The organism is Pseudomonadota bacterium, from assembly GCA_041395565.1.
Lineage (GTDB): Bacteria > Pseudomonadota > Gammaproteobacteria > UBA9214 > UBA9214 > UBA9214.
Map to the genome: position 1 here is coordinate 111,001 of JAWLAI010000004.1, position 12,349 is coordinate 123,349.

General features: G+C 65.3%; 15 protein-coding genes. 14 read left to right on the forward strand and 1 reads right to left on the reverse strand.

What is annotated here, in order from left to right:
* Positions 1 to 142 precede the first annotated feature (142 nt).
* The 13 genes from rpoE (at position 143) to pdxJ (ending at position 10,791) form a co-directional block, all read left to right on the forward strand.
* Positions 143 to 718, forward strand: a complete 576-nt coding sequence (gene rpoE, locus R3F42_06400) for an RNA polymerase sigma factor RpoE (GenBank protein ID MEZ5541657.1) — start codon at positions 143 to 145, stop codon at positions 716 to 718.
* Between the two features lie 21 nt (positions 719 to 739).
* A complete protein-coding gene (locus R3F42_06405) occupies positions 740 to 1,306 on the forward strand; it encodes a sigma-E factor negative regulatory protein (protein ID MEZ5541658.1) in 567 nt (188 codons plus the stop codon).
* Positions 1,307 to 1,357: 51 nt separating this feature from the next.
* The gene (locus R3F42_06410; protein MEZ5541659.1) at positions 1,358 to 2,329 is read left to right on the forward strand and encodes a MucB/RseB C-terminal domain-containing protein; all 972 of its coding nucleotides are present in this window, start codon (positions 1,358 to 1,360) and stop codon (positions 2,327 to 2,329) included.
* Complete coding sequence (locus R3F42_06415) at positions 2,322 to 2,768, forward strand: SoxR reducing system RseC family protein (GenBank protein ID MEZ5541660.1); 447 nt, start codon at positions 2,322 to 2,324, stop codon at positions 2,766 to 2,768. Before R3F42_06410 ends, R3F42_06415 begins: the two co-directional genes overlap by 8 nt.
* Before the next feature lie 34 nt (positions 2,769 to 2,802).
* Positions 2,803 to 4,236: a DegQ family serine endoprotease gene (locus R3F42_06420; protein ID MEZ5541661.1), complete on the forward strand. Its 1,434-nt coding sequence runs from the start codon at positions 2,803 to 2,805 to the stop codon at positions 4,234 to 4,236.
* A gap of 15 nt (positions 4,237 to 4,251) precedes the next feature.
* Positions 4,252 to 4,512 (forward strand): glutaredoxin family protein, encoded by a 261-nt coding sequence (locus tag R3F42_06425; GenBank protein MEZ5541662.1) that lies wholly within the window; start codon positions 4,252 to 4,254, stop codon positions 4,510 to 4,512.
* A 129-nt stretch (positions 4,513 to 4,641) separates the two neighbouring features.
* Positions 4,642 to 6,444, forward strand: coding sequence for a translation elongation factor 4 (gene lepA, locus R3F42_06430; protein MEZ5541663.1), 1,803 nt, complete (start codon positions 4,642 to 4,644; stop codon positions 6,442 to 6,444).
* Between the two features lie 51 nt (positions 6,445 to 6,495).
* Positions 6,496 to 7,323: a signal peptidase I gene (lepB, locus tag R3F42_06435; protein MEZ5541664.1), complete on the forward strand. Its 828-nt coding sequence runs from the start codon at positions 6,496 to 6,498 to the stop codon at positions 7,321 to 7,323.
* Positions 7,324 to 7,370: 47 nt separating this feature from the next.
* Complete coding sequence (locus R3F42_06440) at positions 7,371 to 7,712, forward strand: DUF4845 domain-containing protein (protein MEZ5541665.1); 342 nt, start codon at positions 7,371 to 7,373, stop codon at positions 7,710 to 7,712.
* Positions 7,709 to 8,383 carry a ribonuclease III gene (gene rnc, locus R3F42_06445; GenBank protein ID MEZ5541666.1) on the forward strand — a complete coding sequence of 225 codons (675 nt, stop codon included), beginning with the start codon at positions 7,709 to 7,711 and terminating at the stop codon, positions 8,381 to 8,383. The genes R3F42_06440 and rnc overlap by 4 nt, the downstream gene beginning before the upstream one ends.
* A 3-nt stretch (positions 8,384 to 8,386) precedes the next feature.
* Positions 8,387 to 9,286: a GTPase Era gene (era, locus tag R3F42_06450; GenBank protein ID MEZ5541667.1), complete on the forward strand. Its 900-nt coding sequence runs from the start codon at positions 8,387 to 8,389 to the stop codon at positions 9,284 to 9,286.
* Between the two features lie 7 nt (positions 9,287 to 9,293).
* Positions 9,294 to 10,052, forward strand: a complete 759-nt coding sequence (gene recO / locus R3F42_06455) for a DNA repair protein RecO (GenBank protein ID MEZ5541668.1) — start codon at positions 9,294 to 9,296, stop codon at positions 10,050 to 10,052.
* Positions 10,053 to 10,068: 16 nt separating this feature from the next.
* Entirely contained in the window at positions 10,069 to 10,791 is a 723-nt protein-coding gene (gene pdxJ, locus R3F42_06460; protein ID MEZ5541669.1) for a pyridoxine 5'-phosphate synthase, read from the forward strand.
* Here pdxJ and R3F42_06465 read toward each other — a convergent pair.
* Positions 10,730 to 11,329, reverse strand: coding sequence for a hypothetical protein (locus R3F42_06465; protein MEZ5541670.1), 600 nt, complete (start codon positions 11,327 to 11,329; stop codon positions 10,730 to 10,732). The genes pdxJ and R3F42_06465 overlap by 62 nt on opposite strands.
* 126 nt (positions 11,330 to 11,455) lie before the next feature.
* On the opposite strand from R3F42_06465, the gene cysM reads away from it, so the two are divergent.
* Complete coding sequence (gene cysM, locus R3F42_06470; protein ID MEZ5541671.1) at positions 11,456 to 12,346, forward strand: cysteine synthase CysM; 891 nt, start codon at positions 11,456 to 11,458, stop codon at positions 12,344 to 12,346.
* Positions 12,347 to 12,349 lie beyond the last annotated feature (3 nt).

The window sequence follows — 12,349 nt, forward strand, 5'->3', positions numbered from 1 at the left end:
TCAAGAGAACGTGTACAATTCGCTCTCGGCCGGGAAGCGATCGGCGCTTCCCGCTGGAACTGCATGATTCCCCTACGTAACATGAACTATCCAGGATCCGGGCTGTCGATGGGCAGTACCGGGTTGACGGGAGACGGCCCGGATGGGCGAGCGAAGCATAGATCAGGCGCTGGTAGAGCGGGTACAGCAGGGCGACAAGCAGGCGTTCGATCTCCTGGTCCTGAAATACCAGAATAAAATCATACAGTTGGCGTATCGTTACGTGCACGATCATGACGAGGCGCTGGATGTGGCGCAGGAGGCCTTCATCAAGGCCTACAAGTCGCTGGACAATTTCCGGGGTGAGAGTGCCTTCTTCACCTGGATCTACCGCATCGCCATCAACACGGCCAAGAACCACCTGGTGGCCAGCGGCCGGCGCCCGCCGCGGAGCGATCTCGATGCACAGGAAGCGGAACAATATGACGGCGCCGAAGGTCTGAGAGAGTATGCAACACCCGAACACGTGTTGCTGCGGGACGAGCTCAAGGAGACGATCGCCAGCGCGATCAGCGAGCTGCCGGACGACCTGCGTACCGCGATCACCCTGCGCGAGCTCGAGGGCTTGAGCTATGAGGAGATCGCCCAGGCCATGGACTGCCCGATAGGCACGGTGCGGTCACGGATATTCCGGGCGCGCGACGCGATAGACACGAAACTGAAACCCTTGTTGAAGTAACCCAAAAACAGGTTGGATGCCATGAAGGACATACTGAACGAACAGCTCTCGGCACTGATCGATGATGAACTGGGCGAGGCCGAGCACCCGCTCCTGCTGCGGCAGCTGGCGCGGGATGCCGAGCTGCGCGACCGCCTGGGGCGCTATCAGCTCATCAGCGATGCGCTGCACAGCAACCTGCCGCACCGGGTGGACACCGCGTTCTGCCAGCGGGTGCACGCGGCGCTGGCCGCGGAAGCCGAGCTCCATGCATCCCCGTCCCGCTTCAGACAGCTGGTAAGGCCGGCTGCCGGCATGGCGCTGGCCGCCTCAGTGGCCGTGGTGGCCGTGATGTCGCTGCAATCGCTGCGTCAGGCGGGTCCGGCGGACACGCCGGTCGTCGCCAGTGCCCCGAGTGTCAATGACTACATCCGCGCCACCGATACCCCCCTGTCGGTCGCGCAGCACAACAGTGCCCGCGGTCTGGATGTGTACCTGGTGAACCATAACGAATACGCGGTCAACCGGGGCATGCAGGGCATGCTACCCTATGTCCGTATCGTGGGGCAGGATCTGCAGCCCGACACGAATGATGATGCCGGGCGCTGATTGAGCGCGGTGCCGGGCCGGTGGCAGGGCGGAGGACCAGGGATTGAAGCCGTGAAGGGGTTGCTGCTCGTGCTGCTGGCCGCTTGTGGTCACGCCTTTGCCGAGGATGGCGCCCGTGAGTGGCTGGACGAGATGTCCAGTGCCCTGCAGACCCTCGACTACGACGGGGTCTTCGTCTATCTGCACGATGACAAGCTGGAGGCCATGCGCATCATCCATCGTATGGATGCCGGTGGCCAGCGCGAACGGCTGGTCTCGCTGACCGGCAGCGCGCGCGAGGTGCTGCGCGACGACAAGGCGGTCACGTGCATCATGCCGGACCACCGCTCGGTCATGGTCGGGCAGAGCCGCCCGCGCCAGCCGTTCCCGGTCGTGCCCAAGGACCTCGACAGCGTGTCGCCGTACTACGCGCTGGAGGATGCCGGCGATGACCGCATGGCCGGCTACAGTGCCCGGGTCATCGCCATCACACCGCGCGATGCCTATCGCTACGGCTACCGATTCTGGATCGACAAGAACACCCGCATGTTGCTCAAGTCGGACCTGATCGGCGTCGATGGCAAGCCCATCGAGCAGGTGATGTTTACCCGGCTGGTGATCGGGCCCGATATCCCGACCGACGACCTGCAACCTTCGCTGACCGGTGATGGTTACGATTGGCACCGTCAGGAGGATATTCACCAGTCTGCCGCCGACCGCCAGGCGGGTACCCCGGGCTGGCGCGTGGGGCGGTTGCCGAGCGGTTTCAAGCTCATCAATTTCCAGCACAAGCGCATGCGCGAGGGCCGCGGCGACGCCGAACACATGGTGTTCACCGACGGCCTGGCGACCGTGTCCGTGTACGTGGAGGCTTCACCTTCCGGGCATCCGGGATTCACGGGGCTGTCCAGCATGGGGGCCATGAACGCCTACCGCGTGATGCTGAACGGCAGCCAGGTCACCGTGGTCGGCGAGGTCCCGGCCGCGACGGTGGAGATGATCGCCACCACGGTCGAGCGCAGTGCCGACGACACCCGTGATTGAAGAAACCGGCCGGGTTGTCGATGTGCAGGGTGAATACGCCTGGGTCGAAAGCGAGCGACGCAGCGCCTGCAGCGGCTGTGGCTCGCAGGACGGCTGCGGCACGGGTGTCATCGCACGCGCCTTCGGCAGCCGTACCGTGACCCTGCGGGTCCTGAACCGGATCAATGCCGGTGTCGGGGACCGCGTGGTGATCGGCCTGGCTGAGCGCGGCCTGCTGCGGGGTGCGCTCATGGTCTATGCTGTCCCCCTGCTCGGCCTGTTCGCCGGCGCGCTCTGCGGCCAGTGGCTGGGCGGCGGCAGCGATGCGGCGGCGATCACCGGTGCTGCGGTCGGGTTCGGCGGCGGGCTGTACTGGCTGGTCTGCGCCAGCCGGCGGGCCCGGGTCGATACCGGGCTGCAGCCGGTCGTGCTGCGCCGGCAGGACGGCAGCGCTGGGTGACACTGACAGATCTGTTTACAGCATGGAGAGTACTATGATCATTCGAAAAGGGTATGCAGGCTTCCTGGTCACGGCGCTGCTGCTGTCGCTTGCCTGCCTGCAATCCGCCCGTGCGGGCCAGCTGCCGTCCTTCACGCAGCTGGTCAAGGACGCCAGTCCGGCGGTGGTGAACATCAGCACCTCGCAGAAGATCAAGGGCGGCATGCCGCACCTGCCGGAGGGCTTCGAGATCCCGGACCTGCCCGAGGGAAGTCCCTTCGGCGAGCTGTTCAAGTATTTCTTCGACCACGAGGGGGAGGGCGATCCCGGTTACCAGGATGCAAAATCGCTCGGTTCCGGTTTCATCATCTCGCCTGACGGCTACATCCTGACCAACTACCACGTCGTGAACGAGGCGGACGAAATCATTGTGCGCCTGAGCGACCGGCGTGAGCTGAAGGCCGAGGTGATCGGCGAGGACAAGCGCAGCGACATCGCCCTGGTGAAGATCGATGCCAACGATCTCCCGGTGGTCAGGATCGGCAAGTCGCGCGACCTGGAGGTAGGCGAGTGGGTACTGGCGATCGGTTCACCCTTCGGCTTCGACCTGTCCGCGACCGCGGGCATCGTCAGCGCCAAGGGCCGCAGTCTGCCGAGCGAGAACTACGTGCCTTTCATCCAGACCGATGTGGCCATCAATCCGGGCAACTCCGGCGGCCCGCTGTTCAATCAGGACGGCGAGGTGGTCGGCGTCAACTCCCAGATCTACAGCCGCACCGGGGGTTACATGGGGCTCTCGTTCGCGATCCCGATCGAGGTGGCGATGGACGTGGTCGATCAGCTCAAGACCAAGGGCCGTGTCAGCCGGGGCTGGCTCGGCGTGCTGATCCAGGATGTCACCCTGGATCTGGCCGAATCCTTCGGCATGAAGAAGCCGCGCGGCGCACTGGTCGCCAAGGTGCTGCCCGACAGCCCGGCCCAGGCCGCCGGGATCCGGGTGGGCGACGTGATCGTGAAATTCGACAATCACGACGTGATCAATTCCGCGAACCTGCCACCCATTGTCGGCAGCAGCCAGGTCGGCGTGGAACTGCCGGTCGAGGTCGTGCGTGAAGCGCGCAACCAGACCGTCATGGTCACCCTCGGCGAACTGCCGGAAGAGGGCGAAGAGCCGGTCCGTGCCAGCGCCCCGCAGTCGGTCCAGCCAAACCGGCTGGGCATCACCGTCGCGGCCCTGACCGAGGAGCAGATCAGCGAATCCGGGGTCTCTGCCGGTGTGCTGGTGACGCAGGTGGTCGAGGGCCCCGCGGCGCGCGCCGGTTTGCGCAAGGGCGACGTCATCCTGAGCGTCGACAACAAGACGGTCGAGGACGTCAAGCAGTTCAATGGCATGATCGACGCGTTGCCACCCGGCAAGACCATCGCGGTGCTGGTGCAGCGTGGCGGTAGCCCGACCTTCCTGGCACTCAGGGTGCCGGGTGACGGCTGAGCTGTCGGCGATCCCGTGCCGCACGCGTTCACCGTCTACGTGCGCCGGGGCTGCCATCTCTGTAGCGACATGACGCAGGCGCTCGAGCGCCTGCGTCATGAGCTCGGTTTTTCCTACACCACGGTCGACATCGACCGCGATCCCGCCCTGGCCAGCCGTTACGGGACACGGGTGCCGGTGCTGGTCGGGGACGGGGAGGAGCTCTGCTACTACTTCCTGGAGGAGGAACGGCTGCGCGCGCATTGCGGGCCTGCCGCGTCGCGTGCGCGTGAGTGACTTGCCGCAGGCTTGCTGTATAATCCCGAACCTTTCAGGCAATCAGTAACTTGTGGGATACGCCAGCGCGTACCCGGGGAGTTCCCGCAGCACCGCCGGCCGGGCCCCGGCCGCTGCTGACCAGCAGCCATGACCGACAACCAGCACATCCGCAATTTTTCGATCATCGCCCATATCGATCACGGCAAGTCGACGCTGGCGGACCGTTTCATCCAGATCTGCGGGGCGCTCAGCGAGCGCGAGATGGCGGAGCAGGTGCTGGACTCGATGGATCTGGAGCGCGAGCGCGGCATCACCATCAAGGCGCAAAGCGTGTCCCTGAACTACACGGCGCGCTCCGGCGTGGTGTACGAGCTCAACCTGATCGACACACCCGGCCACGTGGATTTTTCCTACGAGGTGTCACGCTCGCTGGCCGCCTGCGAGGGCGCCCTGCTGGTGGTCGACGCGGCGCAGGGCGTGGAGGCGCAGAGTGTGGCGAATTGCTATACCGCCATCGATCTGAACCTCGAGGTGGTGCCGGTGCTGAACAAGATCGACCTGCCGGCAGCGGAGCCGGAGCGGGTGATCCGCGAGATCGAGGAGATCATCGGCCTCGATGCGCATGACGCCGTGCGCTGCAGCGCCAAGACCGGTGCCGGCGTTGAGGACGTGCTGGAGGAGGTGGTGCGGCGCATCCCGCCGCCGGCCGGCAATTCCGACGCGCCGCTGAAAGCCCTGATCATCGATTCCTGGTTCGACAACTACGTCGGCGTCATCTCGCTGATCCGGGTGATGGACGGTCGTCTGACAAAACGCGACAAGATCCGCGTGATGTCGACCGGGCGCGGTTTCCAGGTCGAGCGGCTCGGCGTGTTCACGCCGAAGCAGACCGACCGCGACCTGCTCGAGGCCGGTGACGTAGGCTACGTGATCGCCGGTATCAAGGACATCGACGGCGCGCCGGTGGGCGATACCCTGACGCTGGTCGGCAATCCGGCCGACACGGCGCTGCCCGGTTTCAAGACCGTGCAGCCGAACGTGTTCGCCGGTCTCTATCCGGTCAGTTCGGACGCTTACGAGGACCTGCGCGATGCCCTGCAGAAGCTGCGGCTCAACGACGCGGCGCTGCACTACGAGCCGGAGACCTCGGAAGCGCTCGGCTTCGGTTTCCGCTGCGGCTTCCTCGGCATGCTGCACATGGAGATCGTGCAGGAACGGCTCGAGCGCGAATACGATCTCGACCTGATTACCACCGCGCCGACGGTGATCTACGAGGTGCTGGACACGCAGGGCGCGACCGTGAAGATCGACAACCCGGCCAGCCTGCCGCCGGTCAACCAGATCGCCGAAATCCGCGAGCCCATCATCCTGGCCAAGATCCTGGTGCCGCAGGACTACGTCGGCAATGTCATCACCCTGTGCATAGAGAAGCGCGGTGTACAGCGCGACATGCAGTACCTCGGCAGCCAGGTCTCGCTGAACTATGAGCTGCCGCTGAGCGAGGTGGTGCTGGATTTCTTCGACCGTCTCAAGTCGGTGAGCCGTGGCTTCGCCTCCTTCGACTATCACTTCCTGCGTTTCCAGGCGGCGCCGCTGGTAAAGCTGGACATCCTGATCAACGGCGAGCGGGTCGATGCACTGTCGGTGATCGTGCACCGTGACCTGGCACAAGCGCGCGGCCGCGCGCTGGCCTCGCGCATGAAGGAACTGATCCCGCGACAGATGTACGACGTGGCCATCCAGTCAGCCATCGGCGGCCAGATCATCGCACGCACAAATGTGAAGGCGTTACGCAAGAATGTCACGGCCAAATGCTACGGTGGCGACATCACGCGCAAGCGCAAGCTGCTGGAAAAGCAGAAGGCCGGCAAGAAGCGCATGAAGCAGTTCGGCAAGGTGGAGATCCCGCAGGCCGCCTTTCTGGCCGTGCTGCGCGTGGATAATGAATGAGCGGCATGCATATAATGGGGTGACCATGAACCTGCTGTGGAAGGCACGACGATGAGCTTTGATTTCCCGACGTTACTGGTGGCCGCGACCCTGTTCACGGGCGTCGTCTGGGCCGTGGATGTGCTGCTGTTCGCGCCGCGCCGGCGCGCCCGGGCGGCGGCGCTGGTCGCGGCCGGCACCAGGGAGGAGGGCGACGAGGTCAGGCTCGCGCTGCGCGAACCGACGCTGGTCGAGTACTGCAAATCGTTCTTTCCGGTCATCCTTGCGGTGTTGCTGCTGCGGTCGTTCCTGGTGGAACCGTTCCGGATCCCTTCCGGCTCGATGATGCCGACGCTGCTGGTGGGCGATTTCATCCTGGTCAACAAGTTCGCCTATGGCATCCGTCTGCCGGTGCTCGACACCAAGGTCATCGAGGTGGGCGAGCCGCAGCGCGGCGACGTGGTGGTCTTCCGCTATCCGAAGGATCCCACGGTCGACTACATCAAGCGGGTCGTGGGCCTGCCCGGCGACAGGATTGGCTACTACAACAAGGTCGTTTACATTAACGGCGAACCGGCCGGACAGGTGCCTGCGGGGGTCTACATCGGCAGCGGTTCAGGGGTGTCCATGTCCGGTGCGAGCAAGCGCAGGGAGCAACTCGGGGAGGTGCAGCACGACATCCTGGTCATGCCGCGTACGCCCGGCCTCGAGGGTGAATTCACGGTGGCTGCGAACGAATACTTCGTCATGGGCGACAATCGCGACAACAGCAATGACAGCCGCTACTGGGGCACGGTGCCGGAAGGCAACCTGGTCGGCAAGGCATTTCGTATCTGGATGAACTGGGACAGCGCGGGCGGCGGCATCGACCTGGACCGGATCGGCGACAAAATTCAATAGGCACAGATGAGGGGATGACTATGCGTTCACTGATACGGCAGAGGGGTATGACGGGCATCGGCTGGCTGATCGTGCTCGGCCTGATCGGCTTTTTCGTGCTGATTACCCTCAAGATGGTCCCTTCCTACCTCGAGTACTACAAGATCGTGTCGACGCTGGAGTCGCTGGAGGAGGAATCCGGCTTCAGTTCGCCGGCCGAGATCAGGGACCTGCTCGGACGCCGCTTCGATATCAGCTATGTCAACGTGATCCTGCCCAAGGACGTGAGCATCAAATCCTCCGGCCAGAATTACATCGTCCGCGCCCAGTACGATGCCGTGGAGCACCTGTTCGGCAACGTAGCCGTGGTGATGTCCTTCGACAAACAGGTACTGGTCCGCAAGCATTGATACAGTCACTGGAGCGGCTCGAACAGCGCCTGGGTTACACCTTCACCGACAGCGCGCTGTTCCAGCAGGCGCTCACCCATCGTAGCGCCGGCAGCAGGAACAACGAACGTCTGGAATTTCTCGGCGATGCCCTGCTCGGCAGCGTGATCGCCGGTGAGCTGTATCAGCGTTTTCCCGCAGCCAGCGAGGGGCGGCTGAGCCGTCTGCGCGCCACGCTGGTGAGGCGCGAGTCGCTGGCCGAGATCGCCCGCGGCCTGGAGCTCGGCCAGCACCTGCGGCTGGGGCCCGGCGAGCGCAAGAGCGGCGGGCACCGCCGCGATTCCATCACGTCAGACGCCCTGGAAGCCGTATTCGGTGCCATCTACCTGGACAGCGATTTCGCCACCTGCCGGCACTGCATCCTGACGCTGTTCGCAGCCAGGCTGCAGGGTCTGACCGAGACGGCTGTACTCAAGGATCCCAAGACGCGGCTGCAGGAATTCCTGCAGGCCCGGCGCCGGCCGCTGCCGTCCTACGACGTGCTCAGTATCACCGGCGAGGCGCATGCGCAGCTGTTCCGGGTGCAATGCGCTGTCGACGGTGATGCGCCGGCCGAGGGCGAGGGCGGCAGCCGCCGGCAGGCTGAGCAGGATGCCGCGGCACGGATGCTGGCGCGGCTGGAGTCGGCCTGAACCATGACCGGGGAATTCCATTGCGGCTATATCGCGCTGATCGGCCGGCCCAACGTCGGCAAGTCCACGCTGCTGAACCGGATTCTGGGGCAGAAGATCAGCATCACCTCGCGCCGTCCGCAGACCACGCGCCACAGTATACTCGGCATCAAGACCGTGGCGCATGCGCAACTGATCTATGTCGATACCCCCGGTATCCACGACTATGCCGGACGCGCCATGAACCGGCATCTGAACCGTACTGCCAGCACGGTCCTGCAGGACGTCGACGTCGTGGTCTTCGTCGTCGAGGCCGGCCGCTGGTTGCCCGACGACGAGCTGGTGCTGAAAAAACTCGCGGGCCTGGGCGCCCCGGTCATCGTCGCCGTCAACAAGATCGACCGGCTGCCGGACCGTGCCTTGTTGCTGCCGGAGCTGGAAGCGCTCTCGTGGCGGCACGATTTCGCCGCGATCATCCCGGTCTCGGCCGCCAAGGGCACCAATATCGCGGCGCTGGAAGCTGCCATCGAGGCGCGTCTGCCTGTCGGGGCGCCCTATTACCCGGAAGATCAGGTCACCGACCGGTCGGAGCGTTTCCTGGTCGCCGAACTGATCCGCGAAAAACTGTTCCGCAAGCTCGCCCGCGAACTGCCCTACGGCCTGACGGTGGAAGTGGAGGCATTCCGGCGCGAGGCCCGCGTCACCCATATCCATGCGCTGATCTGGGTGGAGCGGCAGAGCCAGAAATCGATCGTCATCGGCCGCCAGGGCGCGCTGCTCAAGGAGGTCGGCCAGCAGGCCCGCCGCGACATCGAGGCGCTGCTCGACACGCAGGTGAACCTGAAGCTGTGGGTCAAGGTGAAGGAGGGCTGGGCCGACGACGAGCGCGCGCTGCACAGCCTTGGCTACAATCAGGACGGCTGATATCACCATGACCGAGCGCATCAAGGTTTTGCTGGAACCCGCCTGGGTCCTGCACCATTATCCCTACCGTGATTCGAGCCTGCTGCTCGAGGTATTCAGCCGCACCTACGGACGGGTGGGACTGGTCGCGCGCGGCGCGCGTGCGGGCAAGGGGCGCTGGCGCAACCAGCTGCAGATCCTGCGGCCCCTGCTGCTGTCCTGGCAGCTGCACGGGGAACTCGGGACACTGATCGATGCGGAAGGCGTACCGGGGCAGCAGGCCTGGTCCGGTCGCCACGTGCTATGCGCCAGCTACCTGAACGAACTGCTGCTGCGCCTGACGACGCGGCACGACCCGCACCCGGCGCTGTTCGATGCCTATCAGCTGGCACTGAACCGGCTGGCGCTGCACGAGGAACAGGCGCTGCGCTGCTTCGAGAAACACCTGCTGGCGGCGCTCGGTTACGGTCTGCTACTCGATCATGACGTGTCCAGCGGTACGCCGGTCGATGCGGCGGCCTGCTACGAATACCTGCTCGAGCGCGGCCCGGTGCGGCGCGAGTCACCGGCCGGCGACGGGATCTACCTGCACGGTGCCAGCCTGCTGGCGTTACACGCCGAGGCGCTGGAGGACGTGCGGGCATGCCGGGAGGTGAAGGCGCTGACCCGCGCGGCGCTGGACCTGTATCTCGGCGCCCGGCCGTTGAAGACACGCGCCGTGTTGCGGCAGCTGGCGTCACTGGCACGACCGACTGCGCGCAGTACCGGTCCGGCACCGCAAACCTGAGAGGAGTCTGTTCGGCATGCATTTGGGCGTCAACATCGATCACGTCGCCACCCTGCGGCAGGCGCGTGGCACTGCGTATCCGGATCCCGTCGAAGCGGCACGCGTGGCCGAGGAGGCAGGGGCGGACAGCATTACGCTGCACCTGCGCGAGGACCGGCGCCACATCCAGGAGCGGGACGTGATCCTGCTGAAGGATCTGCTCGTTACGCGCATGAACCTGGAGATGGCCGTGACCGAGGAGATGCTGGCATTCGCCTCCCGGATCCGGCCGGCCGATTGCTGCCTGGTACCGGAACGGCGCGAGGAGCTGACGACCGAAGGCGGCCTGGACGTGGCGGGTCAGCTGCCGCGGGTGCGCGATGCCTGTGCCCGGCTGGCGGCGTCCGGCGTCCGGGTGTCGCTGTTCATCGATGCGGATCCCGCGCAGGTCGCCGCCGCTGCCGAGTGCGGCGCACCCTGTATCGAGATACATACCGGGCATTACGCCGATGCCGTCGATGCGCCGGCACAGGCGGCGGAATTCGCGCGCATCGAGGCCGCCGTGGCGCAGGGTGTCAGCGCCGGTCTGATCGTGCACGCCGGCCACGGCCTGCACTATGGCAACGTCCAGCGCATTGCCGCGCTCACCGACGTACGCGAACTCAACATCGGCCACGCGATCGTCGCCCGAGCGCTGTTCACCGGCCTGTCCGCCGCGGTGGCGGAGATGAAGTCGCTGATGTTGCAGGCGCGCTGCTGAGGGGCCGGGGCACGGCGGACGTCGTCTTCAGTGCTTCCACCGCTGTACCGCTGTTACGCAGGGTGCTGTCGATGGCCCGGAGTGCACGGTGGTAGCAGTCATCGATGCTCCGTCTGTCACCCGCCCTGAGCGCATGGCGCAATTCACGCAGGCCCTGATCCAGTTCCTCGGCTTCGCAGTAGGCGGCGGCCCCGAGGATCTGGTGCACGCAGTCACGCAGGCGGCGCTGGTCGCCACTGGCACGGGCCTCGACCAGCATGCTGCGTTGCAGCGGCAGTTCCAGCAGCAAGCGGGCAAACAGCTCGCGCGGGAATTCCCGTGCCAGGGTATCGATATGCACATCCTCCGGCGCGCAGCCGGGCGCTGTGCGCACGGCTGTTCCGGTGTCCGGCCGGTCGTGCACGATGCGGCACGCAGGGCGTCGCCAGCTGGCACGCAAGTCCCGGAGCAGGTCGATCACTTCCTCGTACAGGGTCTTCATCTCGTTATCGGTATCGGGGTGGTGCGGCCGGTATGACACATGCCGGAGCAGCGGCATTACTTCCTGAGACTAGGCCATCCACGGCACCGACGCCAGGCACGGGTTGTCGGAATCTTCCGACTCCGCCTGCCAGTAACTGCCGGTTCTTGGGTATACTGTTCTCCCCCAGCGAGGAAGCGAGTGATGGAATTCCCGACGATCGAAGCGACAATCGGCAACACGCCGCTGGTGCGGCTGCAGCGCCTGCCGGGTACGACCAGCAACACCGTATTGGTGAAACTCGAGGGCAACAATCCGGCCGGATCAGTGAAGGATCGTCCGGCGCTGAGCATGATTCGTCATGCCGAGGAACGCGGGGAAATTCAGCCGGGCGATACGCTGATCGAGGCGACCAGCGGCAATACCGGTATCGCCCTGGCCATGGCGGCGGCGATTCGCGGCTATCGCATGGTGCTGATCATGCCGGAGCACATGAGCGTGGAGCGGCGTGCGGTAATGAAGGCGTTCGGCGCGGAGATCGTGCTGGTGAGCCGGGAGGCGAGCATGGAGGGCGCGCGCGATCTGGCCAAGGACATGGAGGCGCGCGGCGCAGGCAAGGTACTCGACCAGTTCTCCAATCCCGATAATCCGCTCGCGCATTATGAGGGTACCGGTCCCGAGATCTGGCGCGATACCGGGGGCGGCGTGACACACTTCGTCAGTGCCATGGGCACCACCGGGACCATCATGGGCACGTCGCGCTACCTCAAGGAGCGCAATCCCGCCATCGAGATCGTCGGCGTGACGCCTGCGGAGGGCTCCGCGATACCCGGTATTCGCCGCTGGCCGGAGGCCTATCTGCCCGCGATCTTCGATGCGGCGAGCGTCGACCGCACCATCGAGGTGACCCAGGCCGATGCCGAAGCAACCACGCTGGCGCTGGCCGCGCGCGAGGGTATCTTTGCCGGGATTTCCTCCGGTGGTGCGGTGGCCGCCGCCCTGTCACTGTCGCGGCAGGTCGAGGACGCGATCATCGTCGCCATCATCTGCGACCGCGGCGACCGCTATCTTTCCACCGGGGTGTTTCCCGACTGAATG

Coding starts and splice junctions, on each gene's coding strand:
- R3F42_06465 (MEZ5541670.1), bottom strand. CDS start 11,329: ATGCCGCTGCTCCGGCATGTGTCATACCGGCCGCACCACCCCGATACC.
- lepA (MEZ5541663.1), top strand. CDS start 4,642: ATGACCGACAACCAGCACATCCGCAATTTTTCGATCATCGCCCATATC.
- recO (MEZ5541668.1), top strand. CDS start 9,294: ATGACCGAGCGCATCAAGGTTTTGCTGGAACCCGCCTGGGTCCTGCAC.
- R3F42_06440 (MEZ5541665.1), top strand. CDS start 7,371: ATGACGGGCATCGGCTGGCTGATCGTGCTCGGCCTGATCGGCTTTTTC.
- cysM (MEZ5541671.1), top strand. CDS start 11,456: ATGGAATTCCCGACGATCGAAGCGACAATCGGCAACACGCCGCTGGTG.
- lepB (MEZ5541664.1), top strand. CDS start 6,496: ATGAGCTTTGATTTCCCGACGTTACTGGTGGCCGCGACCCTGTTCACG.
- R3F42_06405 (MEZ5541658.1), top strand. CDS start 740: ATGAAGGACATACTGAACGAACAGCTCTCGGCACTGATCGATGATGAA.
- pdxJ (MEZ5541669.1), top strand. CDS start 10,069: ATGCATTTGGGCGTCAACATCGATCACGTCGCCACCCTGCGGCAGGCG.
- R3F42_06420 (MEZ5541661.1), top strand. CDS start 2,803: ATGATCATTCGAAAAGGGTATGCAGGCTTCCTGGTCACGGCGCTGCTG.
- era (MEZ5541667.1), top strand. CDS start 8,387: ATGACCGGGGAATTCCATTGCGGCTATATCGCGCTGATCGGCCGGCCC.
- rpoE (MEZ5541657.1), top strand. CDS start 143: ATGGGCGAGCGAAGCATAGATCAGGCGCTGGTAGAGCGGGTACAGCAG.